General features: G+C 49.4%; 2 tRNA genes and 1 rRNA gene. All 3 read left to right on the top strand.

Features of this window, described 5'->3' with window-relative positions:
* Window positions 1–275: ribosomal RNA gene (locus Q4551_RS16180) — 16S ribosomal RNA — on the top strand; the annotation flags it as partial.
* A gap of 66 nt (window positions 276–341) precedes the next feature.
* Window positions 342–418, top strand: a tRNA-Ile gene (locus Q4551_RS16175).
* A gap of 20 nt (window positions 419–438) precedes the next feature.
* Window positions 439–514: transfer RNA gene (locus Q4551_RS16170), tRNA-Ala, on the top strand.
* Window positions 515–668: the final 154 nt, after the last annotated feature.

Genomic DNA, 668 nt, shown 5'->3' with positions numbered 1-668 from the left:
GAGGTGGAGCTAATCCCACAAAGCTGGTCGTAGTCCGGATCGGAGTCTGCAACTCGACTCCGTGAAGTCGGAATCGCTAGTAATCGTGAATCAGAATGTCACGGTGAATACGTTCCCGGGCCTTGTACACACCGCCCGTCACACCATGGGAGTGGGTTGCTCCAGAAGTAGATAGTCTAACCCTCGGGAGGACGTTTACCACGGAGTGATTCATGACTGGGGTGAAGTCGTAACAAGGTAGCCCTAGGGGAACCTGGGGCTGGATCACCTCCTTAAACGATACTTCAGCCATCTCGGCTAAGTGCTCACACGTAATTGTCTAAATCTTTGTGATCTGATGTAGGTCTGTAGCTCAGCTGGTTAGAGCGCTCGCCTGATAAGCGGGAGGTCGGCAGTTCAAGTCTGCCCAGACCTACCAACTCAGTTCAGTCTTGTTTTGGGGCTATAGCTCAGCTGGGAGAGCGCCTGCCTTGCACGCAGGAGGTCTGCGGTTCGATCCCGCATAGCTCCACCATTTCAAGACCATATTAGAATGTCAGCACTAAGCAGCTTTTTATTAAGGCTTCTTACTACTGATATTAATCAGATTGCTCTTTAAAAATTTGGATACATGAGAATTGAGATTCTCAACATAGAAAGCTAGCAGTTGCTTGGCGGATTAACGTCAA

Source organism: Oceanobacter sp. 5_MG-2023 (assembly GCF_030548165.1).
Classification (GTDB): Bacteria; Pseudomonadota; Gammaproteobacteria; order Pseudomonadales; family Oceanobacteraceae; genus Oceanobacter.
This window is presented reverse-complemented; position numbering and strand designations above follow the sequence as displayed.